Here is a 22,979-nt window from a genome sequence, read left to right on the forward strand (position 1 = left end):
ACCATTCCGTTGCGTTTTTTCACCTGCCCGGTTACGTCGCCATGGTTCAACCGTCCTGAAGGAGCGTGGGTGTTTACGGAAAGCCGGAATGCGGGGCGTGCCGTCCTCAGCCTGGGTCTCGCCCTGGCCCTTGCTCTCGCGGGCTGCGCGGGGACGCCCAAGGGCATGTTGAGCCCCGTCCAGACCGCCGGCGACGGCACCAGCAAGGTCGATCTCCTCGTGGCGACGACCCGCGCGCCGACGAGCGCTCCCGGCATGCTGTTCTCCGGGGAGCGCGGCCCCGACGTGTCGCTGGACCGCATCGTCGTTTCCATCCCGCCCGAAAGTGCCCGGAAGGTGGGCGAGGTGCAGTGGCCTAAAAAGGTGCCCGGAAATCCCCGCACCGATTTCGTCACGTCCGACGTGGAGAGGCTCGATTCGACGGCTGCGCGCGGTTGGTTCCGCAAGACGGCCGGGCGCAAGCGCCAGTTGCTTCTCTTCGTTCACGGCTTCAACAACCGCTACGAGGAATCGGTCTTCCGCTTCGCGCAGATCGTGCACGATTCCGGCACCGATTTCGCGCCGCTGCTGTTCACCTGGCCGTCGAGGGGGAGCGTCTTCGCCTATGGCTACGACCGGGAAAGCACCAACTTTTCGCGCGACGGGCTGGAAAAGGTGCTGCAGGAGGCGGTCGCCAGCCCCGATGTGGGCAGCATCACCGTGCTCGCCCATTCCATGGGCAGCTGGCTCGCCGTGGAGTCGTTGCGCCAGCTGGCGATCCGCCAGGGAAAGATCCCGCCCAAGATCGACAATGTGATCCTGGCCTCGCCCGACATCGACGTCGACGTCTTCAGGAAGCAGATGCAGGACATGGGGCCGGACCGGCCGCACTTCACCATCTTCGTTTCGCGCGACGACCAGGCGCTCCGCCTGTCCCGCGCGATCTCCGGCGGGGTGGACCGGCTGGGATCGCTCGATCCCACGCAGGAACCTTATCGTTCGGTTTTCGAAAAGGACGACATCACGGTGCTCGATCTCACGGCGCTGCGGACGGGAGACAGCCTCAACCACAGCAAGTTCGCGGAAAGCCCTGAAGTCGTTCGCCTCCTGGGACAACGGCTGATCGATGGACAGACCGTGACCGACTCCGACACGGGGCTGGGCCAACGGCTGGGTTCGGTGCTGGCCGGCGCGGCGCAGTCCGCCGGATCGGCCGCGAGCGTGGCGGTGAGCCTGCCCATTTCCGTGTTCGATCCGCGCACCCGCGAGAACCTGGGCGAGCAGATGGGTGCGGTCCGCCAGTCGGTCGGAAACACCTTCTACTCCGCGGCCGGACATTGATGCTCCCGGTCGTCCGAAGCATCCTCGGCCTTCTCTGGCGGCTGGCGCTGTTCCTGGTCTTCGCCTTCAGCCTCGCCTGGGTCGGGCTGGCCTTGTGGTATCAGTTCCCCGGTGGCCAGGTCGCTCGTGTCGCGGCAGATGTCGTGTGGCTCGCGTTCGGCCTCGCGATCCTGATCGGGGCATGGCGTTTCCATCGCCGATGGGCCGTCGTTCTCTATCCCTGCGCGCTGGTGCTCGTCGCCATCTGGTGGACGACCATCCGGCCTTCCAACCACAGGGACTGGGCTCCCGATGTGGCCCATACCGTCACGGCCGAGATCCACGGCAACACGGCGACGGTCCACAACGTCCGGAATTTCGAGTGGCGGACGGAAACGGACTTCACGCCGCGCTGGGAAACGCGGACCTACAATCTCGACGAGCTCGATACCGTCGACCTGTTCCTGTCCTACTGGTCCGGCAAGGCCATCGCCCACACGCTGGTCAGCTTCGGCTTCCGGGACGGCAGCCACCTCGTCTTCTCCGCCGAGATCCGCAAGGAAAGGACGGAGGCGTTCTCCGAGGTCGGCGGGTTCTTCCGGGAATTCGAGCTGGCGATGATCGCCGCCGACGAGCGCGACATCATCCGCCTGCGCACGAATGTCCGGGGAGAGGATGTCTACCGCTATGCCCTCGACGTGCCCGAGGCGGCGCGGCGAACCCTGCTGCTGTCGTTTCTCAACAAGGGCAACCTGCTGGCCAGCCGTCCCGCCTTCTACAATACGGTGACCTCCAACTGCACGACCGTGGTCTTCGACATGGCGCGGGTCATCGATTCCCGGCTGCCGCTGGATTATCGCATCCTGCTCTCCGGTTACCTCCCCGGCTATCTTTACGACCAGCATGTGATCCGGACGGACCTGCCCTTGGCGGAAGTCAGGGCGAGGGCCGCGGTTTCCGCGCTCGGTCGACAGGCCGGCGACGCGGCGGATTACTCCGCGCGTATCCGGGCCGGCTCGTAGGCCGTCACCCGCTCACGCAAGCGGCGAGAACGAAGAGCGGCCTGGACGGCTTCCGACTTGGCCCCGGAGCGTCTCATGCTGTAAAATCCATTTCGGGCCATTCAACGGGATCGGTCTGCGGAACGGAACAACCAGGCCACGGAATGTCGGAAGCGAAGTCGAGGATCTCTTGTGCCGGAAAGACCGGGCGCCCCTCGCGCAAGAGGTCTCTGGAACTGACGGAGCGTATCCTGGATGTCGCGACGGCGATGTTTCTCGAAATCGGCTACGAGGCTTCGAGCATCGATGCGATCGCGTCCATCGCCGGTATCTCCAAGCGCACCTTCTACGCGCGCTTCCCTTCCAAGGCGGAACTCTTCGAGGCGGTCGTCGTCCGTTACATCAATGAGAAGCTGTCCGAGTACGATCGTGAGGTCCAGCCGTCCGACGATCTCCGGCAGGGCTTGACGGAGACGGCCACCTCGCTCCTGAAGCGGGCGCTCGTGCCGGAAACCATCGCGCTCGACCGCGTGATCACCGGCGAAGCGAAGAAGTTCCCCGAACTGGCCCGGGTCCTGTACGATCACGGCCTGCTGCGAGCCGCCGACCGGGTTCGGACCGTGCTGGAGGCGGGCGCCGCCCGTGGGGAGATTTCAAGAACTCACATCGATTATCTCGCCACCGCATTCCTTCACTGCGTCTTTGCTCCGGTGCTGCGGCTGGCGACGCTGGGCCTGGAGCCTCCGGCATTCACGACGAAAAGCAGCAAGCAGGTGGCCGATGCGGTCGATCTCTTCCTCAACGGAGCCCTTGTCACGCGGGAATGAGCATATGTGTGACCTTTCCTCCGGGACGACGGCCCCGAGGATCGGCTTCGATGTCGCACCGCACAAAAGATGTTTCGCCGCAGTGTCCCTCGCTTGCCCGCTCCCCGCCTTCAGAGTATGCAACGGTTAAGTTGCATTAACCTGTTCAGATGGAGTGATCATGGCCGAACGTCGGTCCGATGAAGACAAGCAGGCCGACAATGAGCCGGACGCCCGTGAAGACGATCGGCGCGGAACCGACGGTTCCCACGACGGAGAGAGCCGCGAGGAAAAAAGCCCCGGCGATAACGGGTCGGATAAGACCGAAGAGAAGGGCGAGGAAAAGAAGAAGCGCTCGGCGCTGAAGAACCCGATCGTCCGGATCATCATCCTGATCATCGTCGTTCTGCTGCTCGTTGCCGGCGGGATGTACGCCTATCACTGGTGGACCGCCGGACGTTTCGTTCAGAGCACCAACGACGCCTATATCCACTCCGACCAGGTCACCGTCGCTCCCAAGGTGTCCGGCTATGTCGAAGAGGTGTTCGCCGGCCAGAACCAGCCGGTGGATGCGAACCAGAAGCTCGTGAAGATCGACGATCGGCAGTATCGCGCCCGCGTGGCGCAGGCTGTCGCGAGCGTCGATGCGCGCAAGGCGGATATCGCCCGCGCCGACGCCCAGATGAAGCAGCAGGAATCGCAGATCGAGCAGGCGCGGGCACAGCTTGCCGGATCTCAGTCCACGGCGAAGTTCGCCGCCGACGAGGTGAACCGGTACCGGCCTCTCGCCGCCACCGGCGCCGCGACGGCCGAGCAGCTGGCCCAGTTGCGCAACCGCAGCGACCAGGCCAACGCCCAGGTCGCCAGCAATCAGGCCCAGCTCGATTCGGCGATCACGATGGTCGATTCCATCAAGGCCCAGCGGCAGCAGGCCGTGGCGGCGCTGGAGCAGGCGCAGGCGCAGAAGCTGCAGGCCGATCTCGATCTCGCGGACACCCTCGTGACCACGCCGATCTCCGGCCGCGTCGGTGACCGCTCGGTGGAAGTCGGGCAGCTGGTGCAGCCCGGACTGCGGATGATGACCATCGTCCCGGTGCAGGAACTCTATATCGACGCCAACTTCAAGGAAACGCAGATCGATCTGATGCGGGTGGGCCAGCCCGCGACGATCGAGGTGGACGCCCTTTCGCACATGACGCTGCATGGGAAGGTGGTCAGCATCTCGCCCGGCACCGGCGCGCAGTTCTCGCTGATCCCGCCAGAGAATGCGACGGGCAACTTCACCAAGATCGTGCAGCGTGTTCCCGTACGCATCAGCATCGATGCAGGTCCCGAGGCGCGCAAGGTGCTGGTGCCCGGTCTCTCCGTCAACGTGGACGTCGACACGATCAGCGCCAGGTCGGACGTTCGCCGCCAGAAGCGCGAGAGCGAGCGGGCGGAAGACCGCGCGGACGAGGACGACGAGTGAGCGAGGGCTCGAACGGCGGCGGCAAGGCTGACGCCGCCGCCTGGATTGCGGTGGCCGCCGGGACGATCGGCGCCATGATGGCGACGCTGGACATCTCCATCGTCAACGCGTCCCTGCCCACGATCCAGGGCGAAATCGGTGCCAGCGGCACGGAGGGAACCTGGATCTCGACGGCCTATCTCGTCGCCGAGATCATCATGATCCCGCTCAGCGGCTGGTTCCAGCGCATCTTCGGGCTGCGCAACTTCCTGCTGATCGTGACGGTTCTCTTCACCCTGTTCTCGATCGCCTGCGGGCTCTCCAGCAACCTCGACGAGATGATCATCGGCCGCGTGGGGCAAGGCTTCACGGGCGGCGCGATGATCCCGACGGCCCTGACCATCGTGGCGACGCGCCTGCCGCCGGGGCAGCAGCCCATCGGCATCGCTCTTTTCGGCATGACGGCCGTGCTGGGGCCGGTGCTCGGCCCCCTGATCGGCGGCTGGCTGACCGAGCACCTGAGCTGGCACTATTCGTTCTTCCTGAACCTCCCGATCGGCATCGGCCTCGTGGCATTGCTCGCCGTCGGCCTGCCCTCCGAGAAATCGAACCTCGGCGCCTTCGCCGAGGCGGACTGGATCGGAATTCTCGGCCTGGCCCTGGGCCTCGGCTGCCTCACGGTGGTGCTGGAAGAGGGACAGCGTGAGCTCTGGTTCCAGTCCACCTTCATCATTTCCCTCAGCCTGGTTTCGGTCGTCGGCTTCATCCTGCTGATCGTCGGGCAGTTCGTCAGCGACCAGCCGGTGATCAATCTCAAGATCCTGCTGCAACGAAGCTTCGGCAGCGTCTTCGTCATGAGCCTCGTGGTCGGCGCGGCGCTTTACGGTATCCTCTACCTGATCCCGCAATTCCTCTCGCAGGTGCCCGGGTACAATGCCGAGCAGTCCGGCCTCGTCGTCCTTGTCAGCGGCGTTCCCACGCTGCTTTTCATGCCATTCTTCCCGTTTCTGGTGAAACGGCTCGACGTTCGCATCGCGATCGCGCTGGGGCTCTTCTTCTACGCGGCGAGCTGCTTCCTCGACACGAACCTCACCTCGCAGAGCGCCGGTTCCAACTTCTTCTGGTCGCAGGTGCTGCGCGGTCTCGGCCAGGCCTTCGCGTTGCTGTTCCTGAACCAGGCGGCGACAAGCTCGGTGCCCAAGGAGGACGCGGAGGACGCGTCCGGCCTCTTCAACGCCGCCCGCAATCTCGGCGGGTCCATCGGGCTCGCCATCATCTCCACCCTGCAGGAACGCCGGACGACCTTCCACGTGCAGCGCCTGGCCGAAACCCTGCATGCCAATTCCCTGATCGTGCAGGAGCGCATACAGCAGATGGGCGGCAGTTCGGCCGAAGGCGTCAGCACCGCCATCCGGTCGCTCGCCACGCAGATCCAGGGGCAGGCTGCCGTCATGGCCTTTACCGACCTCTATTTCGTCTTCGGCATCCTGCTGCTCGTCGCGATCCCGCTCGTCGTCCTTCTTCGGCCGCTCCCCAAGGGCAGCTCGATTTCAGCTCATTGAGACCTCCCCATGCGATCCCAGCCTACGACAAAGTTCAGGATTGCGGCCCCCGCCCTCGCAGCTCTCGCCCTCAGCGGCTGCATGGTCGGTCCGAACTATAGCGGCGCACCCAACGCTGCTCCGCGCGAAACGGCGGCCGGGCGCTTCCATCGCGCATCGTCGGCCCCGGTCACTCCGGTGCAGCCTCCGTCACGCTGGTGGGAAGCGCTGCGCGATCCGCAGCTGACGCAGCTGATCGACAGCGCGCTGGCCGCCAGCCCCAACATCCGCGTGGCGGAGGCGCGGGTGCGGCAGGCGCGCGGAGTGTACCGGCAGCGGACGCGGGAGCTCCTGCCCAACGGCAACGCGACGGCGATCTATGCCCGCAGTCGCATTCCGACAGGCAATCTTCCCGGCGAAGTATCGTCGGCGCAGTCCAGCCTCGCCACGCTGGCGGCGCCGACACTGGCCGCCAATCCGCAACTCGCGGCGGCGGCTTCCTCGCTGCCCGACATTTCCGTTCCCGACCACATCGACGCGAACCTCTACGACACGGGCTTCGACGCGAGCTGGGAGATCGACCTTTTCGGTGGTCGCCGTCGCGGCGCGCAGGCCGCCCGGGCGCAAGCGGAGGCGGCGGAGGCTCAGCTGGCCGACGCACAGGTGCAGCTCGCGGCGGAAGTGGCGCAGGCCTACGTCAATCTCCGCGACGTGCAGCACCGGCTGGCGTTGACGAGCCGCTCGGCCGAGTTGGAGCGGAAAACGCTCGGGCTGAGCCAGCAGCGCAAGCAGCAGGGCACCGGCACGAACCTCGATGTCGATCGTCTGACGGCGCAGACGGAGATGACGGAATCCCAGGTCAGCCCCCTCCGGGGGCAGGTGGAGCAGGCGCTGGACCAGCTGGCGGTGCTGACGGGCCGCGAGCCCGGGGCGCTGGATGCCGCCCTGAAGGCACCGCGGGCGATCCCGGTGCCGCCGAGGCGCGTGCCGGTCGGCAACCCCGCCGACATGATCCGTCGCCGTCCCGACATTCGCAGCGCCGAGCGTCAGCTGGTCGCCAGCAACGCCCAGATCGGGCAGGCCGTCGCGCAGCTCTTCCCCAGCGTCAACCTTGTCGGCACCATCGGCTGGGCGGCCACGGACTTCGATCTCCTCGGCACGACCAAGGCGTTCAGCTACACCGCCGCCCCGGTCCTGCAATGGAACGTGCTGGATTTCGGGCGCAACATGGCCAAGATCCGGCAGGCGCAGGCGGCGAACGACGCCTCGATCGCCCAGTATGAGAACACCGTGTTGATGGCGCTCAACGACGCGGAAACAGCGCTCTCCCGCTTCGGCCATCAGCGCGAGAGCGTCGTCAGGCTCGCCAATGCGAGCGCGGCGGCAAGCCGGGCCGCGGTGCTGACCCGTCAGATGTACCAGGCAGGAACGGCGACGCTGTCCGACACACTGGATGTGGAGCAGCAGCGGCTACAGGCCGAGCAGAGCCTGGCGCAGGGCGAGGCGCAGCTCACGAACTATTATATCTCGCTGCAAAAGAGCCTCGGGCTGGGATGGCAGCAGCCGCAGCCCGTGGCGAAATCGGCGACCTGACCGACTGCCGCCCCTCTTCCTATCTTTCTTGAACAGACCCAAGGTGCCCGGCAAAACCGGGCACCTTTTCTTTGCGACGGAAGCCGGCAGGCTGCTCGCGAGGCGCGGGGACAGCGTGGGGCATACGCACGGACCTGAGCCGGCGCGCCAGCTCCTCCTGCCCCGAAGCGAATGGCGCGCCGAGGCGGGAGACGGAACACCGGTGGCGCCAGAATCCGGTTGCCACCATGGCCTCCCCGTCGATATAGTTCGACTGCCTTACTAGTTGCATCCCGGCAGAACTGGTAGCGCCCGTCCTGTCATGATTCCTTCGCTCAATGCTTCTGCTCTGCTCTTCTCCGCGAAGAGCTTTCTGGCCGCGATGCTGGCCCTGTACATCGCGTTGCGCTTCCAGTTCGCCAATCCCTACTGGGCGGCCGTCACGACCTACGTCGTCGCTCAGCCTCGCGCCGGCGCGGTGCTGTCGAAGAGCGTCTATCGGGTCATCGGCACGGCGGCCGGAGCGACGATGTCGGTCCTCCTGGTGCCCAGGCTCTTCGACGCGCCCGAGCTTCTTGCCGGGGCGATAGCGTTGTGGCTCGGTTTCTGCACGTTCGTGTCCTCGATCGACCGAACCACTCGCTCCTACATGTTCGTGCTGGCGGGCTACAGCACCTGCATCATCGTCTTCCCGACCCTGAGCCAGCCGGAGGAGATCTTCACCACAGCCATCTCACGCGTGCAGGAGATCACTCTCGGCATCCTCTGCAGCGGATTGATCCATGCGGTGGTCCTGCCAAACTCCTCCACGAAGCTGATGTTGAGCCGCCTGGACGCGATCCTGAAGGACGCCGGGCGCTGGACCGCGGCGGCGCTGTCGGAAAGCCGGCCGGAGAAGCTCGACGATGAACGGCGGCGGCTGGCCGTGGCGGTCAACGAGATCCATGATCTCGTGATCCACTCCGGCTACGAGGGCAAGCTCCATCCGCATCGTCGCCGTGCTCTCCGCGCTCTGCTTCCCCAACTGGAACGCGTCCTGCCACTATCCATCGCCATCGATGACCGCCTCATGGAGCTCCGGAGCCTCGGGCCGCTGCCGACGGCCATCTCCGATCTCGTGGCCGACGTGTCCGCCTGGCTTTCCGCGTCCCCGACCGACGACACACACCTGACGGAAGGGCTCGATCGACTCCGCCACCGGTGCGCCGAACTGGAGCCGGACGTGACCCCGGAAATGACGTGGAGCGACGCTCTGACGCTCAACCTCCTGGCCCGCGTTTCCGATCTTCTACTTGTCTTCGGCATCAGCCTCTCCCTGCGGGACGAGCTTTTCGGCGGATGGGAGAAGGCCACGATCCGACGGCAGAACCCATCCGCCGGCCAGGCTGCGGGCTTGAAAGCGGGTTGGCCAGCGGGCCGGCCGGAAGGCAGGGATGTCGATCGCGATTACAAGGGAGCCCTCTACGCGTCCGTCTCCGCGGCCTTCGCCCTGTTCCTCGCGAACGCGCTTTGGGTCGCCTCCGGCTGGCAGGGGGGTGCGAGCGGCGTGATGCTGACGGGCGTGTTCTTCTCGCTCTATTCCGGCTACGGAAACCCGGCGCTGCTGCTGAAGAACAAGTTTGTCGGCGTCGTCGTCCGTCTCACTCTTGGCGCCCTCTACGTGCTTCTTGTGCTTCCCAATATCGAAGGATTTCCGCTGCTCGTCCTCGCGCTTTCGCCCGTCCTGCTGGCCTCGGCGGCGCTTTTGACGGTCCCGCGCTACAGCCCGCTGGCGTTCAACCTCATTATCGGCTCCCTCAGCCCCAGCATCATAGCGACCCGCTTCACGCCGGATTTCGCGACCTACATGAACAACGGGCTTGCCACGCTGTCCGGCATCTATTTCGCTCTGGCCATGATGCGGATCATGCAGTCCCTCTGGCTCGATGGTACCTCGGCAAGGCTGATCGAGGCGGCGTGGCGCGACATCGCCCGGGGCCGTCACAGCGTCGGCGCGCGCTGGAGAAGCCGGATGGGGCACCGGGTGGCGCTGCTGACGACGCGCATCGCCCAGTCCAAGGATGAAATCCATCCGGCGGCGAGGGCCTTGAGGGACATGCGGACGGGGCTCTCGCTCGCCGAGTTGGGCAACCTCGAACCCCAGCTTCCCCTGGGTGCGAAGAACGAGATAGCCTCCATCATCCACGCCACGAGGGACCATTACCGATCTCTCGGCAGGCACCGGAGAGCAGAACCTCCCCAAGCTCTCCTCGACCGTATCGACGCCACCATGCGGCTGACGGCGGAAAGCTCGTCCGCCGAGATCAGGCGCGCGGGCGCGCTGAGCCTGACCAGCCTCCGCCGCAACCTTTTCCCCGGGCTTCCGGGGGCGACCGCCTGCGCGTCGATCGGGAAAGCGGCATGAGCAACGCCTCGCTCCCGTCGAAGCCCGCACGGCGTGAATTTCACCCCTCGGTCCGCGAAGCGCCCATGGCCAGGGCCCCCCAGCCTTTCGCCGCCGGGGAGGCGGTTTCGCCCCTGCTCGACGGCATGAGGGCTATCGTCGAGCGCAAGATCCCGGCCGGAGAGCGGCTGCAGACCTCGATACCCTTTCTCGCCCTGCTGCGCGTGGAAGAGGCCACGAAGCTGGAGGCAACCTTTCTTCAGCCGTCACTCTGCGTGGTCGTGCAGGGTCGAAAGAAGATCTTCTTCGGCTCCGAACCCGTCGTCTACGGGCCCGGCGACTACGTGGTCTCGACGCTGGAGATGACGACGGGCGCGCAGGTTCTTTCCGCAACCAGGACCGCTCCCTATCTCGGTGTGCGCATCGCGGTGAGCGCGACGGAGATCGCCTCGATCCTGGTGGAATCTAAGCTCGATCTCCCGCTCCTCCATCAGGCAAGGTCCGGGGCATTCGTCGGCACCGCCGATCATGACCTGCTGGAAGCCGTGACGCGTCTCCTCCGGCTGATCGACAAGCCGAACGATGCGGCCTTCCTCGCAGGCTCGGTGAAGCGGGAGATCATCTATCGCCTGCTGGCCGGAGAGAACGGCCCCCGCCTCTATCGAAGCCTCGTCCAGGACCAGCAATTCCTCGGCGTCGCCAGGGCCGTCGAGTTCCTGAAGCAGAACTTCGTTCACGGCGCCGACGTGGAGACCATGGCAAGGAGCGTGGAGATGAGCGTCTCCAGCCTGCGCCACAAGTTCAAGGCGGTGACGGGCGAAAGCATTCTCCAGTACCAGAAACGGCTGCGGCTGGAGGCGGCGCGTCGTCTCCTCCTCAGCGGAACGGTCGATGTGGCGACCTCGGCCTACCGGGTGGGATACGAGAGCCAATCTCAGTTCAGTCGTGAATATACCCGCCTCTTCGGCGCTCCGCCGGTCAAGGATCTGCGCAATTCCCGGTCGCCGGGCGCCGTGCAGGACTAGGCAAGCACTTTGCCGGACCCGGCATGGCCTCCTCTTCCCGCCTCATGGACAATGACGGCGTGAATTGAGGAAACGCTATGCAACGAATAGACAAAGTCTATATCGGCGGCCGGTTCGTATCGCCCCATGGAACCGAGCAGTTCGAACTCATCGACCCCAGCAACAACGAGACGATCGGCGTCGTCACGCTCGGCGACGTCGAGGATGCCCGCGCGGCCGTGGCCGCTGCCAGGAAGGCGTTCGAAACCTTCGCGTTCTCCACGATCGAAGAGCGGCTCGATATCCTCGAACGGCTCTATCAGGCGGCACGCGAACGGGCCGACGACCTGACCGCGGCGCAGACGCAGGAATTCGGCGCGCCGGTGAAGCGCTCCAGGTTCGCGACGGGCCTGGCGGTCGAAAGCTTCCGCAACGCGCAGGTCTTTCTCAAGGAGTTCGACTTCACGCGGAAGGTCGGCCACTCGACCGTCGAGATGGTCCCGCTGGGCGTCGCCGCTCTGATCACCCCGTGGAACGCCAATGCGGGCTTCATCTGCAACAAGGTTTCCACGGCGATCGCGGCGGGCTGCGCCACCGTCATCAAGCCCAGCGAGATGAGCGCGATCCAGACCCAGATCGTCACGGAGTTCATCCATGCGGCAGGTCTTCCCGCGGGGCTCGTCAACATCGTGAACGGGCGCGGCGATACGGTCGGGGCGGAATTCACCAGCAATCCCCACGTGGCGAAGATTTCCTTCACCGGCTCCACGGCCGTGGGCAAGGCGATCGCTCGCGGGGCGGCGGACACGTTGAAGCGCGTGACGCTGGAACTCGGCGGAAAATCGCCCAACATCCTGCTCGACGACGCGGACTTCGAGAAGGCCGTGCCGCAGGCGCTCGGCGCCTGCTTCTATAATGGCGGCCAGGCCTGCATCGCGGGAACGCGCCTGCTGGTTCCCGAGGCCCGGCTGGAAGAGGTCGTCGCCATCGCGGAGCGGGCGGTGAAGGATTTTCCGGTCGGAGACCCGAAGGATGACCGAACGCTGATCGGCCCGATGGTCAGCACACGCCAGTACGAGCGGGTGCAGAGCCTGATCGAAACCGGCATCAAGGAAGGTGCCCGGCTCGTGACCGGCGGCCTCGGCCAGCCTGAAGGCCTGGAGAAGGGCAACTTCGTCAAGGCGACGGTCTTTGCCGATGTGACGAACGACATGACGATCGCGCGCCAGGAAATCTTCGGCCCCGTCCTCTCCATCTTGACCTACCGCGACGAGGAGGACGCGATCCGCATCGCCAACGACACCGATTACGGCCTCCACGCCTATGTCTCGTCGTCGAACCCCGAGCGGGCCCGCAAGGTGGCGTCCCGGCTCTATGCCGGCCGAGTGGCGATCAACAGCCCGGCGCCCAATCCCTTCGCCCCGTTCGGCGGCTTCAAGCAGTCGGGTATCGGACGCGAATACGGAACTTACGGACTGGAAGAATATCTGGAGCCCCGCGCCGTGATGATCGACGAACCTCAGGCCATGCTGGAGACCGCATCATGAAGATCACCGCCGCCGTCCTGCATGAGCCCAGGGGCGCGTTCAAGGTCGAGGACGTCGAGCTCGACGCTCCCCGGCCCCATGAAGTGCTGGTGAAGATCGTCGCGACGGGTATCTGCCACACCGACCTCGCCGTCCGCGACCAGCATCTCCCGCTGGGCCTCCCGGCGGTGCTCGGCCATGAAGGATCCGGGATCGTGGAAGCCGTGGGCAGCAGCGTCACGCGGGTGAAACCCGGCGACCATGTCGTGCTGACGCCAGCATCCTGCGGGGAATGCGATTTCTGCGTCTCCGGCCATCCCTCCTATTGCGAGAAGTTCTCGGTCCTCAACATGCAGGGCCATCGCGAGGACGGCTCCTGCGCCCATCACCAGCACGGCCAGGACCTGCAGGGGCTCTTCCTCTATCAATCGTCGTTCGGCAGCTACGCGATCGCCACGGAGCGGAACACGATCAAGGTTCCGACGGACATCCCGCTGGAAATCCTGGGACCGCTCGGGTGCGGCCTCCAGACGGGCGCCGGAAGCGTGCTGAACGTTCTGCGTCCGCAGGCGGGTGAGAGCATCGCGGTCTACGGCACCGGTCCGGTCGGACTGGCCGGCATCATGGCAGCGAAGGTCGCGGGCTGTTCGGTGATCGTCGCCGTCGACATCAACGACCAGCGGCTGGAACTGGCCCGTGAACTCGGCGCCACCCATACCGTCAACAGCCGCAACCAGTCCTCGGCGGATTACATCCGCGAGCACATCATGCCCGCCGGACTGCACTACACCTTCTCGACCGTCGGCCGTAACGAAGTTGTGGCCGAGGCGTTCAAGGCCATGCGCTACATGGGCAGATGCGTCGAAGTCGGGGTCGGCACGTCGGCCAATCTCGAAATCCCGCACAGCCTGTTCCGCATGGGCAAGTCGATCACCTATGCGATCGAGGGCGACAGCGTGCCGGAAGTCTTCATCCCGCGCCTGATCCAGCTCTATCGGAAGGGACGCTTTCCCTTCGACAAGCTGATCAAGTTCTACGATCTCGACCAGATCAACCAGGCGGTCGAGGATTCCGAGAAGGGCGTCACGCTGAAGGCTATCCTGAGAATGCCTCACTGAGCCCAACGACCCGGTAGCCCGGTGCCCCACCGCCGATTCCGGCGGTGAGAGAAGCCGCTCCGGGAGCATTGCCGGTTCGAAGCCGGAGCGATGAGAACGTCGCTCCGGCTTTCCCCGGTGAACGGCTTAGTGGACGCCGCGCCAGGCGAGCGTGCCGCCATCCACCCGGAACATGGCGCCGGTGGAGAACGACGCATCTTCCGAGGCCAGGAAGCAGACGAGCTTGGCGACCTCTTCCGGGCGTCCGAGCCGCTGGATCAGATGCGGGCCGGAAAGACGCTTTTCCGCCGCGGCCCGGTCGGGAGCGTTGTCCAGGCTGGTGAGCAGCATGGGGGTTTCGATGGCGCCCGGCGCGTAGGCGTTGCAGCGGATGCCGCCATCGGCGAGATCGACCGCTATGGCCTGCGTCAGCATCGCCACGCCGCCCTTGCTCGCGGCATAGGCGGGAAGCCCGGGATAGGCGACGAAGCTGGCGACGGAGCCGCCGTTGACGATCGCCGGCGAACGCGTCGATTTCCTGAGATAGGGGGCGGCGTATTTGGCCGCCAGCCAGATGGCCTTGAGATTGATGTCCATCACGGCGTCCCAGACCTCCTCCGGGAGGTCTTCGACCGAGGGGGCGCTGCTCGTAAAGCCATCGTCGGTGACGCCGGCATTGTTGACGAGCACGTCGATGCCGCCGGCCTGACGCGCGGTTTCCTCCACCATGTGGCGGATGGCCTCGCCGCTCCTCAGGTCGGTCTTGATGAACAGAGCGCGGGCACCCGCCTTGCGCACGTCCTCGGCCGCCGCCTCGCCCTTGTCGCCTTGCACGTCGGCGAGGGTGACCCAGGCCGCTCCCTGCTTCGCCGCTTCCACCGCGATGGCTCGCCCCATGCCCTGTGCGGCCCCGGTGACGATCACGATGCGATCTTTCAGCTGACTCATAGTATCCATCCTGCGGTTGAGCCTGTTATTCCGGCTGCTTTGTTATGAGAGGGACCACGCTCCCGCCAACAGTTCGAGAGAGCGGATCTTGTCGGCCGGATCGTGTGTGTAGGTCATGACGATGAGTTCGTCGGCGTCGATGGAACTGGCAAATTCTTCCATTCTTGTGCGGACGGTTTCCGGTGTGCCGACCGCCTTCACCCGAAGAAGCGATTCCGCGAAGGCTTGCTCTGCCGGAGCGATCTCCGCGGGCTCCACGGGGGGCTGAAGCTTCTGCCGATTTCCGGTCCGGACGCCGACAATCATTCTCTGAGCCGTGGTCCAGATTCGCTGCGCTTCATGCTCGGTCGAAGCCGCGACCACATTGATGCCGGCCATCACGTAGGGCCGATCGATCTGAGCCGTCGGAGCATTCGGGTCGAAAAAGGAGCGATATATTCCCAGCGTCTGGTCCAGATCGTCGGGCGAGAAATGGGAAGCGACGACGAAGGGAAGCCCGAGCTGGCCGGCAATGGAAGCACCGTCGACGCTCGAACCGAGGATCCAGATCGGGACGTGAGTTGCGGTTGAGACGCCGCCGGATATGGGAGCGCTCTTGGCGATACCGTCATCGCCAAACCATCCGGTCAGATCATAGATGTTCTTGGCGATGGACCGGGGATCCGAGCCGGAGCGGCTCAGCATCTGCGCGGTCGTTTGATCGGTGCCAGGCGCCCTGCCAATGCCCAGGTCAATGCGACCGGGGAAGAACCGCGCAAGCGTCCCGAACGCTTCGGCGACATGCAGGGGTGCGTGGTTCGGCAGCATGACGCCGCCGGAGCCCACCCGTATCCGCTTGGTCAGGGCAGCCGCCCGAGAAATCAGAACGGCTGTCGCACTGGCCCCGAGCAGCGGTGTGTTGTGGTGTTCAGCATACCATACGCGCTTGTAACCGAGCCGATCCGCAACCTGAGCGGCATTCATCGACGCAGACAGCGCGTCGTCGAGGGTCGCTCCTTCGGACACACTTACGAGGTCAAGGATGCTGAGAGGTACATGCTTCATCATTTCCCGTCACCAACCGACAGCCCGGCCAGCGCCTGAAGGCCAATTCGGGCCGGACTGAGCTGGAACCGCGGTACCCATTCAATACCCGATATTTCATAGCCTAAGCAACAGTTGCTCTCGTACTATTTCGCGTGGTAGCATCATATAAAGTGGAAGGGGCAGCCCATTGGCGCCGTCGCAAGCGCATCTTTACGCCTTCACCAATGCGATCCAGCCGGTCAGGCGGGCGTGGCTTCAGGCGGCCGCAGTGGTGGCCGCCGAGAATGGTGTCTCTTTCTCCGTCGCCACCGCCATCCTGCACCTCTCCCGCATGGGAAGCGGCCTGCAGCAGAGCGCTCTGGCGGAAGAGGCGGGGGTGAACCCCGCAGCCATGCTGCGAACGCTGGACCAGGCGGAGGCCGCGGGACTGATCGAAAGGCGGGCCGTGGCCGGCGATCGTCGCGTCAAGGCGATCCATCTGCTGGCCGCAGGCGAAGCCATCGCCATCAGGCTGGAATCCAGGCTGGCGGAATTGCGCGCCGACCTTCTCCACGACGTGCCTTCGGCCGAGGTCCAGGCGGCCACCCGCCTCCTGCGCCTCTTCGAGACGCGGATCATCGAACATCTTCAAAAGCCGAAATCCGCCCGGGGCAAATCGTGAGGCCCATGGCTGTCGGACAAACCAGATCCAGAGGAACAAACGATGTCGGAAGCGAATGGACATATGTGTGCCGCGCTGTTGCGGGGGCCGGGCGATCTACAGCTTTCCTCCGTTGCGCGCCCCGTTCCCCAGCCGGGCGAGGTGCTGCTGAAGGTTCTGGCCGCGGGCGTTTGCCAGACCGACGTCCATATCCGCCACGCCACGGATAGCCGGACCCCGGATGGAACGATCCTCGGCCACGAGATCGCGGGAGAGATCGTGGAACTCGGCGCCGGCGTGCTGGAATGGACGACGGGCGAGCGTGTCGTGGTCCATCCCTGCTGGTCCTGCGGCAAGTGCCGCACCTGCATGGCCGGGCGCGAAAACGAGTGCCGGGCGACCGGCGGACGTCTGCAGCCCCCGATGACCCCCGGCGTGACGACGAACGGAGGCATGGCCGCCTATGTGGTGGCGCCCGCACGGACGCTGTTCCCGATCGGCGATCTGGATCCGGCCCTCGCCGCTCCCCTCACCGACGCCGGGCTGACGCCCTACCATGCCATCATGTCGTGCCGTGAACTGCTGACGCCTGGATCGACCGTGGTGGTGATCGGACTGGGCGGCCTCGGCAACATGGCGCTGCAGATCCTGCGCGCCCTCACGGCGAGCAGGATCGTCGCCATGGATCGCTCCCAGGGCGCGATGGACGCGAGCCGGGAATGGGCCGATGCGGTCCTCAGTTCGGATGAGACGGCCGTGCAGTCCGTCCTGGACATGACCGGCGGCTACGGCGCGGACGTCGTCCTCGATTTCGTCGGCATCGATGCCACCATGCAGATGGCCGTGGAGATGATCGGACGTGGCGGCGCCATCCGTGTCGTGGGGCTTTCCGGCGGGACGTATACCTTCATGGCGCGCTCCGCAGGCAATCCACTGCCGCGCGGCGTGACGATCATGTGCCCGTACAGCGGAACCTACAACGACCTGTCCGAGGTGCTGGCGCTCGCGCGCGCCGGGGCCATCCGGCCGATCGTCAACCGGTTCTCCCTGACCGATGCCCTGTCGGCGCTCGACAAGCTGCAGGCGGGGGAAATCCAGGGACGGGCCGTCCTCGTTCCCGGCGCATAGGCGGCCTTCCTGCACGGGGGCGGCTCGACGCCGCCCCGAACGCGAGGGTTATCCAGCCCGCCGCGCGGCGATCCAGAACGATGCCTGAGCCAGCAATCCGGCGATCGTGAGCACCAGGGCCGCGGCAAGGGCGGGGCTGCTTCCAAGCCCCGCCAGCGACGTGCAGATGGCACCGATCGCCATCTGGGTGAACCCATAGAGCCCGGAAGCCGAGCCTGCGACGAAGGGGTTCACGCTCATGGCTTCGGCAAGGGCCGCTGGAGAGGCGATGCCGGCTCCGAAGGTGAAGATCGCCATGGTCGCCACGGTCAGCGGAACGTTGAGGTGCCCCGTGACGACGCAGAGCAGGAACGCAGCCGCACCCAGGCAACTCAGAACGTTGCCCCGCACGAGGAGCCGGTTGATCGGCATCCGGCCTGCCAGGCGGCTGGCGGTCAGGCTCCCGAGCCACAAGCCCGCGATGTTGATGGCGAGGTAGAAACCGACCTCCCGGGCCGGGCGATGCATCTGATTGATGAAGATGAACGGCGCCGCTCCGATGAAGGCATACATCGAAGTCGTGGCGCAGGCCCCGCCGACGGAATAGCCGAGAAAGGCGCGAGACCCCAGCAGTTGTCGGTAGTTGCGCAGGACGGTGCGGGTATCGTGGCCCGCGCCGGTGCTGGTTTCCGGCAGGATGCGCCAGGTCAGGAGCAGGTTCGCGACACCCAGCAGGCAAAGCGCCACGAAGATGGAGCGCCAGCCAGCCGTGCTGGCGAGCGCCGTGCCGATCAGCGGGGCGATACCCGGGCCGAGGGTCACCATCAGGTTCATCAGCGCGAGCCGCTGCGTCGCGTTGGCGGTGCCGGAACTATCACGAACGATCGCGCGTCCGAGCACCAGCCCGGCGCAGCCACCGAGCGCCTGGAAGAGCCGTGCCGCGATCAGCGCATGCACCGTCGGGGCGACAAGCGCCGCAAAGCCCGCGCCGGCATAGAGGATCATGCCGAAGATCAGCACCTTGCGCCGGCCGAAATGATCGGAAATCGGCCCATAGACCAGCTGCCCGACGGCAAGCCCGAGGATGTAGAAACTCACGGTGAGCTGCATCGAGCCGGCGCTCGCGCCAAGATCCGCCGCGGCCTGCGGCAGGGCCGGCACGAAGATATGCATCGCCAGCGTGCCGCTGAAGGTGATCAGCGCGAGCAGCCAGAGCGGCGGCGGAGCGGCTCTGCTCGGTGGGGCCGAGGCATCGGCGGCGGCGGTCAAATCCAGGCTCATGCGGGTTCATCGCTCCTGTCGTTGAGCGCGGAGAGAAACTGACACACCTGCCCCAGAACCTCGCTGGCGGCGGCGAGGTCGTTTTCCGGAATGGCGCCGAGGATCTCCTCCCGCACTTCCTGGGAAACTCCCTCCACCCGGGCGACGAGGTCCCGGCCGGCTTCGGTGAGGAGGATTGTCTTGGACCGGCGGTCGTCGCCGCCTTCCCGCCGATCGATCAATCCAGCCTCCTGCAGCCCGTGCAGGATCCGTACCACCGAGGTGCTGTCGAGGAAGAGGGACGCGGCGAGATCCTTCTGGCGGATCGGCGCGGTGGTGCGGGCAAGATGGAGAAGCGGCAACCATGTCGCCTCCGTCAGGCCGAACGCCTTCAGGCGAAGGTCCACGGCGCGGCGCCATTGCCGCGCCGCCAGCGCGACCCGCGCGGCGAACTGGTCCCGCGTGGCGGAAGGGGATGAACGATCCTGCATGGCGGCCAGTTAGATGCTAAATCATCTGTTGGCAAACCAATTATCCTACATTCCTCACCGTGCCGCCTCGGGTGAGGCGGAGGACGCGGCGGCGGCGATCATGCAAGGGCCTCTTCGGTGACGGGGCTGTCGATCGGACGAACGATCGTCGGGTTCAACCAGAGTTCGATGGCGGCGAGGATGCGCGTCAGGACGACGTTCAGCAGCAGGTAAAGCGCTCCGGCGACGACGAAGACCTCCGTGACGCGGTAGGTCTCGGAAATCAGCTTGGCCGCCACGCCGGTGATCTCCATGAGCGTGATGATGGACGCCAGCGATGTCGCCTTCACCATGGAGATGAACTCGTTGCCGTATGCGGGCAGCGCCTGACGCACCGCGAGTGGCAGCACGATGCGGCGGAACGTCAGGAGCCGGGACATGCCGCACGCCCGCGCCGCCTCGATCTGCCCGGAACCGACGGAGAGAAGCCCGCCCCGGATGATCTCCGAGCCATAGGCGGCGGTATTCAGGGCAAGGGCCAGAACGGCGCACCAATAGGGCTCGCGCAGAAACGGCCAGAGAAGGCTGTGCCGCACGGCCGGAAACTGCCCGAGACCGTAATAGATCAGGAAAAGCTGGACCAGGAGCGGCGTGCCCCGCCAGACGAAGACATAAGCCCGCGCAGGCCACGCGAGCAGAATGCTGCCCGAGAGACGGCACATGGCAAGCGCCAGCGCGAGGATCACGCCGCAGAGGATTGCGGAGAACGCCAGCTCAGGGTGAGCGGAACGGCTGGAAGCAGGGTCAGCAACGTCTGCCAGGCGAATGCGAAATCCATCACGCCCTCCTCGTGCCGCGTGAGAGCCGCGCTTCGGACCGGCCGAAAACCAGGCCGGAGGCGCAGGAGATCAGGAGGTAGATCATCGCCGCGATGAGGTAGAAATCGAACGGCAGCCTCGTCGATCCGGCGGCGATCTGGGTCTGCCGCATCAGCTCCACCGCACCCGTGACCGAGACCAGCGCCGATTCCTTCAGGACCACCTGCCAGACATTCCCGAGACCCGGAAGCGAATGCCGCAGGGTCAGCGGCACGATGATGCGCCTGAGCTTGAGCATGCCGGGCATGCCGTAGGCCGTGGCAGCTTCCAGTTCACCCTTCGAGACAGCGAGGAAACCGCCCCTCAGCACTTCCGTCTGCTGCGCACCGGACGTGATGCCCACCGCGAGCGCGCCGGCGAGGAAGCCCGGCACGCCGACGAAACCCTGCGCTCCCATCAGCCGCGCGACCGCCGAGATCAGGGCGCTGCCGCCGAAATAGATGAGATAGATCACCAGGAGATCGGGAATGCCGCGCAAGGTCGTCGTGTAGACCTCGGCGACGATCCGCGCGGTCCGGCCGCCGGACACTTTGGCCCATGCGCCGATAACGCCGATCGCCGCCCCGATGGCGTAGCCCGAGACGGCGATCAGCACGGTGACCGCCGTGCCGGAGAGCAGGAAGTAACCCCAGCCGTCCGGTCCGAAGCTGATGAGGTCGATAAGGTCAGGACGATCCATCAGGGCATCCTCCACTCATGCCGCGGTTGCCGGCGATGCGGCGGGAACTGCGAAGCGCGGAACGTCCGGTTGCATCCACGCGAACCTGAAATCGACGTTTCTTTTTCATGGTTGCTCCTCCCAGGATCGAACCGAAGGCGGGGGTTGGGCCGAACAGGCGTAAGTGGTTCTTCCCGCCGACCGGGGCGCGACATGACGAACCCGCCGGAGCGGAACGGAGGCACGACACCCGGCCGGAAGCCTGCCGTTCTCTCCGCAGCCCCCCCCCCAGGCAAGCCCCTCAAGCAACTCCCAGCCGGCCTCCGAGCAGCCTTTCGGCAGCCTTTGGCCAAGGATCCTTCAGTCCCTCTACGTTGCCGGAGAGCTGTCATCCACCCTGTTCTCGTTCTCATATGAGAACACCATTCTGCTTTTCGCCATTATGCCGCTGGCTAGTATGGTCGTCGGTCTGGGTCGCGGGCTCGCCGTCGCCTGATGATCATCAAGAGGTTTTCGAGGAGATACGACGTGCGTAACAGGAAGTGGGCGGTGACGCTGATGTCCGCTCTGGCGCTGGGCCTTTGCTCATCCGGGATCGCGGTCGCCAAGGAGTGGAAGGCCGTGACGATCGGCGTGGAGGGCGCGTTCCCGCCGTTCAACGGCATGACGGCCACCGGGCAGGTCGAGGGCTACGACATCGATGTCGCTCACGAAGTCTGCCGGCGCGCGACGCTCGACTGCAAGATCGTGGCGCAGGACTGGGACAGCCAGATCCCGTCCCTGCTGGCCGGCAAGTTCGACGCCGTGCTGACAATGGGGCCGAACCCGAAGCGCCGGGAGGTGATCGATTTCAGCGATCCCTATGCCGTCACGCCCAACAGCTTCCTGGTCGATGCGAGCGGGCCGCTGGCCAACCTTCCGCATACGGGCGAGCGGGTGAATGTCGACCAGCCGGAAGGCAAGAAGGTGCTGGAGGAGTTGCAGAAGGCGCTCAAGGGGACGACGATCGGCGCGGCGCTCTCGACGAGCCAGCTGCAATTCTCCGAAGACAACTTCAAGGATGCGCAGGTCCGCAGCTACAAGTCGTCCGAGCAGAGCCAGCTGGATCTGGAATCCGGCCGCATCGACGCGCAGTTCGACAACATCGTCTTCGTCACGGATCGCGCGGCCAAGAGCAACGGCGCGCTGAAGGCGAGCGGACCCTTCCTCTCCGGCAGCATCATGGCGACCGATGTCTGCTTCGGTATCCGCAAGAACGAGCCGGATCTGAAGACGATACTCGACAAGGCCATTGAGGAGGCCCGCGCCGACGGGACGCTGGAGAAGCTGTCCCAGAAATGGTTCAAGACCGACGTGAGCCCCAAGGGCTGAACGAAAAGGGCGGCCCCGGGGCCGCCCTTTTTGTCTTCGGCAGGTTTACCCCGCAGTCCTCGCATGGCGCACCACATCCGCATGCGTGGCGAACCAGACGCCCTCATGGCCGCGGATGTAGTCGACCAGCTCTTCCAGAAGCCACATGCGCGAGCGATGACCGATGATGTCGGGGTGCATCGTGACCTGGAAAATGCCCCCCTCGCGATAGGCGCCGTCGAACTCGCGCTTGAAGATATCGAGGATGTCGGAAGGTGCGATATGCGGCCGCAAGCCCGCCCATCTGTCCATCAGAAGGTAGGCCGCGTCGTCGCGTATCCATTCCACGGGGAGCTCGACGACCCCGGTCGGCTCGCCCCCCATCAGAAGCTCGTAGCAATCGACATCCGCCATCAGGGAGGAATCGTAGAGGAGCCCCATCTCCCGAGTGATGGCGAGTGTATTGGGGCTGAAATCCCAGGACGGCGTGCGGATGCCGACCGGGCGCATGCCGGTGATCGTTTCCAGCACATCGGCCGCGCGGAACTGCAGATCCCGCTCGTCGGCGGCTTCCAGCAGCGTGTTGCGCTCATGGATCCAGCCATGCAGGGCGACCTCGTGCCCCTCCACGACATGGCTGCGCTGCTCGTCCGGATAGAGCATGGCCGAGACCGCCGGGACGAAGAACGTGGCCTTGATGCCATGCCGATCGAGCAGCGCGCGGATACGGGGCACGCCCTGCCGCGCACCATACTGCCCCTGCGCCATCACCCCGATCGACCGGCCGCCATCACGAAGCTCGCCCGTCTCGTGGTCGCTGTCGAACGAGAACGCCACGGCGCACCGCGCGCCGTCCTTCCAGCTTGCGGGCTTCAGCGTCTTCCCGGCCCGAACACCGTCCACCACGCCGCGCCAGCGCTCTTCCGGCCACTGCCAGGGCTTCAGATCCGTGTCACTCACCGTCGC

At 65.6% G+C, this 22,979-nt stretch carries 19 protein-coding genes and 1 pseudogene; 13 read left to right on the forward strand and 7 right to left on the reverse strand.

Translation table 11 applies throughout. The features are described 5' to 3' along the window. The first annotated feature begins 69 nt into the window (after window positions 1-69). From BMY25_RS13015 to BMY25_RS13060, 10 genes are all read left to right on the forward strand, one after another. Window positions 70-1,320 carry an alpha/beta hydrolase gene (locus BMY25_RS13015; protein WP_238858318.1) on the forward strand — a complete coding sequence of 417 codons (1,251 nt, stop codon included), beginning with the start codon at window positions 70-72 and terminating at the stop codon, window positions 1,318-1,320. Next, window positions 1,320-2,321 (forward strand): Lnb N-terminal periplasmic domain-containing protein, encoded by a 1,002-nt coding sequence (locus tag BMY25_RS13020; protein WP_092497204.1) that lies wholly within the window; start codon window positions 1,320-1,322, stop codon window positions 2,319-2,321. The genes BMY25_RS13015 and BMY25_RS13020 overlap by 1 nt, the downstream gene beginning before the upstream one ends. Before the next feature lie 143 nt (window positions 2,322-2,464). After that, window positions 2,465-3,127 carry a TetR/AcrR family transcriptional regulator gene (locus tag BMY25_RS13025; protein WP_092497205.1) on the forward strand — a complete coding sequence of 221 codons (663 nt, stop codon included), beginning with the start codon at window positions 2,465-2,467 and terminating at the stop codon, window positions 3,125-3,127. A 160-nt stretch (window positions 3,128-3,287) separates the two neighbouring features. Next, window positions 3,288-4,574: an HlyD family secretion protein gene (locus BMY25_RS13030; RefSeq protein WP_092497207.1), complete on the forward strand. Its 1,287-nt coding sequence runs from the start codon at window positions 3,288-3,290 to the stop codon at window positions 4,572-4,574. After that, a complete protein-coding gene (locus tag BMY25_RS13035; RefSeq protein WP_238858319.1) occupies window positions 4,571-6,115 on the forward strand; it encodes an MDR family MFS transporter in 1,545 nt (514 codons plus the stop codon). Before BMY25_RS13030 ends, BMY25_RS13035 begins: the two co-directional genes overlap by 4 nt. Window positions 6,116-6,124: 9 nt before the next feature. Next, window positions 6,125-7,687 (forward strand): efflux transporter outer membrane subunit, encoded by a 1,563-nt coding sequence (locus tag BMY25_RS13040; protein WP_092497209.1) that lies wholly within the window; start codon window positions 6,125-6,127, stop codon window positions 7,685-7,687. A gap of 301 nt (window positions 7,688-7,988) precedes the next feature. Next, window positions 7,989-10,070, forward strand: a complete 2,082-nt coding sequence (locus tag BMY25_RS13045; protein ID WP_092497211.1) for an FUSC family protein — start codon at window positions 7,989-7,991, stop codon at window positions 10,068-10,070. Between the two features lie 65 nt (window positions 10,071-10,135). Next, window positions 10,136-11,074 carry an AraC family transcriptional regulator gene (locus BMY25_RS13050; RefSeq protein WP_177176855.1) on the forward strand — a complete coding sequence of 313 codons (939 nt, stop codon included), beginning with the start codon at window positions 10,136-10,138 and terminating at the stop codon, window positions 11,072-11,074. A 77-nt stretch (window positions 11,075-11,151) separates the two neighbouring features. Beyond that, window positions 11,152-12,600, forward strand: coding sequence for an aldehyde dehydrogenase family protein (locus BMY25_RS13055; RefSeq protein WP_092497215.1), 1,449 nt, complete (start codon window positions 11,152-11,154; stop codon window positions 12,598-12,600). After that, window positions 12,597-13,697, forward strand: a complete 1,101-nt coding sequence (locus BMY25_RS13060) for an NAD(P)-dependent alcohol dehydrogenase (protein WP_092497217.1) — start codon at window positions 12,597-12,599, stop codon at window positions 13,695-13,697. Before BMY25_RS13055 ends, BMY25_RS13060 begins: the two co-directional genes overlap by 4 nt. 126 nt (window positions 13,698-13,823) lie before the next feature. On the opposite strand, the gene BMY25_RS13065 is transcribed toward BMY25_RS13060, so the two are convergent. Next, window positions 13,824-14,624 (reverse strand): SDR family NAD(P)-dependent oxidoreductase, encoded by an 801-nt coding sequence (locus tag BMY25_RS13065; protein WP_092497219.1) that lies wholly within the window; start codon window positions 14,622-14,624, stop codon window positions 13,824-13,826. A gap of 42 nt (window positions 14,625-14,666) precedes the next feature. Further along, on the reverse strand, window positions 14,667-15,671 hold the full coding sequence (locus BMY25_RS13070; RefSeq protein WP_092497221.1) for an LLM class flavin-dependent oxidoreductase: 1,005 nt from the start codon (window positions 15,669-15,671) through the stop codon (window positions 14,667-14,669). Between the two features lie 166 nt (window positions 15,672-15,837). Here BMY25_RS13070 and BMY25_RS13075 point away from each other — a divergent pair, with 166 nt between their 5' ends. Both BMY25_RS13075 and BMY25_RS13080 read left to right on the forward strand, forming a co-directional pair. Further along, window positions 15,838-16,311, forward strand: a complete 474-nt coding sequence (locus BMY25_RS13075) for a MarR family winged helix-turn-helix transcriptional regulator (protein ID WP_092497223.1) — start codon at window positions 15,838-15,840, stop codon at window positions 16,309-16,311. A gap of 42 nt (window positions 16,312-16,353) precedes the next feature. After that, window positions 16,354-17,418, forward strand: a complete 1,065-nt coding sequence (locus BMY25_RS13080; RefSeq protein ID WP_238858320.1) for an NAD(P)-dependent alcohol dehydrogenase — start codon at window positions 16,354-16,356, stop codon at window positions 17,416-17,418. 48 nt (window positions 17,419-17,466) lie between these two features. On the opposite strand, the gene BMY25_RS13085 is transcribed toward BMY25_RS13080, so the two are convergent. From BMY25_RS13085 to BMY25_RS13100, 4 genes and pseudogenes are all read right to left on the reverse strand, one after another. Continuing rightward, complete coding sequence (locus BMY25_RS13085; RefSeq protein WP_092497225.1) at window positions 17,467-18,678, reverse strand: multidrug effflux MFS transporter; 1,212 nt, start codon at window positions 18,676-18,678, stop codon at window positions 17,467-17,469. After that, window positions 18,675-19,148: a MarR family winged helix-turn-helix transcriptional regulator gene (locus BMY25_RS13090; RefSeq protein ID WP_092497227.1), complete on the reverse strand. Its 474-nt coding sequence runs from the start codon at window positions 19,146-19,148 to the stop codon at window positions 18,675-18,677. The genes BMY25_RS13085 and BMY25_RS13090 overlap by 4 nt, the downstream gene beginning before the upstream one ends. A gap of 98 nt (window positions 19,149-19,246) precedes the next feature. Further along, window positions 19,247-19,965, reverse strand: a pseudogene (locus tag BMY25_RS13095) (ABC transporter permease). Then, the gene (locus BMY25_RS13100) at window positions 19,965-20,684 is read right to left on the reverse strand and encodes an ABC transporter permease (protein WP_092497320.1); all 720 of its coding nucleotides are present in this window, start codon (window positions 20,682-20,684) and stop codon (window positions 19,965-19,967) included. The pseudogene BMY25_RS13095 and the gene BMY25_RS13100 overlap by 1 nt, the downstream one beginning before the upstream one ends. 507 nt (window positions 20,685-21,191) lie before the next feature. Between BMY25_RS13100 and BMY25_RS13105 the strand changes: the two genes are divergently transcribed. After that, window positions 21,192-22,034 carry a transporter substrate-binding domain-containing protein gene (locus tag BMY25_RS13105; RefSeq protein WP_238858321.1) on the forward strand — a complete coding sequence of 281 codons (843 nt, stop codon included), beginning with the start codon at window positions 21,192-21,194 and terminating at the stop codon, window positions 22,032-22,034. 45 nt (window positions 22,035-22,079) lie between these two features. Here BMY25_RS13105 and BMY25_RS13110 read toward each other — a convergent pair whose 3' ends face one another. Next, entirely contained in the window at window positions 22,080-22,973 is an 894-nt protein-coding gene (locus BMY25_RS13110) for a polysaccharide deacetylase family protein (protein ID WP_238858322.1), read from the reverse strand. Window positions 22,974-22,979 lie beyond the last annotated feature (6 nt).

Origin of the sequence: Faunimonas pinastri, assembly GCF_900110915.1 — a bacterium.
Taxonomy (GTDB): Bacteria; Pseudomonadota; Alphaproteobacteria; order Rhizobiales; family Afifellaceae; genus Faunimonas; species Faunimonas pinastri.

Coding starts and splice junctions, on each gene's coding strand:
- BMY25_RS13090 (WP_092497227.1), bottom strand. CDS start 19,148: ATGCAGGATCGTTCATCCCCTTCCGCCACGCGGGACCAGTTCGCCGCG.
- BMY25_RS13070 (WP_092497221.1), bottom strand. CDS start 15,671: ATGATGAAGCATGTACCTCTCAGCATCCTTGACCTCGTAAGTGTGTCC.
- BMY25_RS13055 (WP_092497215.1), top strand. CDS start 11,152: ATGCAACGAATAGACAAAGTCTATATCGGCGGCCGGTTCGTATCGCCC.
- BMY25_RS13020 (WP_092497204.1), top strand. CDS start 1,320: ATGCTCCCGGTCGTCCGAAGCATCCTCGGCCTTCTCTGGCGGCTGGCG.
- BMY25_RS13100 (WP_092497320.1), bottom strand. CDS start 20,684: ATGGATCGTCCTGACCTTATCGACCTCATCAGCTTCGGACCGGACGGC.
- BMY25_RS13080 (WP_238858320.1), top strand. CDS start 16,354: ATGTCGGAAGCGAATGGACATATGTGTGCCGCGCTGTTGCGGGGGCCG.
- BMY25_RS13045 (WP_092497211.1), top strand. CDS start 7,989: ATGATTCCTTCGCTCAATGCTTCTGCTCTGCTCTTCTCCGCGAAGAGC.
- BMY25_RS13065 (WP_092497219.1), bottom strand. CDS start 14,624: ATGAGTCAGCTGAAAGATCGCATCGTGATCGTCACCGGGGCCGCACAG.
- BMY25_RS13060 (WP_092497217.1), top strand. CDS start 12,597: ATGAAGATCACCGCCGCCGTCCTGCATGAGCCCAGGGGCGCGTTCAAG.
- BMY25_RS13085 (WP_092497225.1), bottom strand. CDS start 18,678: ATGAGCCTGGATTTGACCGCCGCCGCCGATGCCTCGGCCCCACCGAGC.
- BMY25_RS13030 (WP_092497207.1), top strand. CDS start 3,288: ATGGCCGAACGTCGGTCCGATGAAGACAAGCAGGCCGACAATGAGCCG.
- BMY25_RS13040 (WP_092497209.1), top strand. CDS start 6,125: ATGCGATCCCAGCCTACGACAAAGTTCAGGATTGCGGCCCCCGCCCTC.
- BMY25_RS13025 (WP_092497205.1), top strand. CDS start 2,465: ATGTCGGAAGCGAAGTCGAGGATCTCTTGTGCCGGAAAGACCGGGCGC.
- BMY25_RS13050 (WP_177176855.1), top strand. CDS start 10,136: ATGGCCAGGGCCCCCCAGCCTTTCGCCGCCGGGGAGGCGGTTTCGCCC.